General features: G+C 67.2%; 1 protein-coding gene. It reads right to left on the bottom strand.

What is annotated here, in order from left to right; all coding sequences use genetic code 11:
• Window positions 1-37: 37 nt before the first annotated feature.
• Window positions 38-919 (bottom strand): substrate-binding domain-containing protein (locus ACTWQA_RS59110; RefSeq protein ID WP_443167519.1); only part of this gene is annotated, 882 nt, incomplete at its 5' end.

Genomic DNA, 919 nt, shown 5'->3' with positions numbered 1-919 from the left:
CTCTGCCCGGCTCAGTTGCCGCAGCAGTCATGTCACCTCACCTCGTGCCGCCCGCGGCGAACTGCTCCACCGCGGTGACATTGGTCTTGTCGATGAACGCCGGCCCGGTCAGGGTCGCCTGGCCGCCGCCGATGACGTTGCCGTTGGTCTTGTAGAGCCACAGGCTGTCCACCGCGAGGTAGCCCTGCAGGAAGGGCTGCTGGTCGACCGCCCACTCCACCTGGCCGTTCTTGATGGCGGTCACGAGCTCCTTGTTGGTGTCGAAGGTGACCACCTTGGCCGAGCTGCTGGCGTCCTTGACGGACTTCGCAGCCGTCAGCGCGAACGGCGCACCGAGGGTCAGCACCCGGTCGATGCTGGAGTCCTGCTGCAGCTTGGAGGTGATGGCCGCCTGCACACTCGGCATGTCCGTGCCGGTGACGTAGATCTTCTCGGTGTCGGGGAAGGACGCCTTCGTGCCGTCGCACCGGGCCTCGAGGCCGACATGGCCCTGCTCCTGGATGACGCACAGCGCCTTCTTCGCACCGTCGGTCTTCAGCCGCGCGCCGGCCGCCTCACCGGCGATCTTCTCATCCTGGCCGAAGTATTCGAGCACGCCCATGCTCTTCCACTGGTCGATGCCGCCATTCAGCGCGACGACCGGGATGCCGCCCGCCAGCGCCTTCTCCACGTTGGCCTTCATGGCATCGGGCTTGGCCAGAGTGACCGCGATGCCGTCGACCTTCTTGTCGATGGCCGTCTGAACGAGGTTGGCCTGGTTCGCGCCGTCCGGATCCGACTGATACTCCAGTTTGATGTTGCCCTTGGCCGCCGCGGCCTCGGCGCCCTTGCGCACCAGGTCCCAGAACGTGTCGCCAGGAGCCGCGTGCGTGATGAAGGCGACCGTCATCGTCGGCGCGCCGGAGGCGGAGGCGGGCGC

Source organism: Nonomuraea sp. 10N515B (genome assembly GCF_052245915.1).
In the GTDB taxonomy this organism is placed as follows: Bacteria; Actinomycetota; Actinomycetes; order Streptosporangiales; family Streptosporangiaceae; genus Nonomuraea.
Note: the sequence above shows the minus strand (reverse complement) of the source record. Positions and strands in the feature narration are given on the sequence as shown.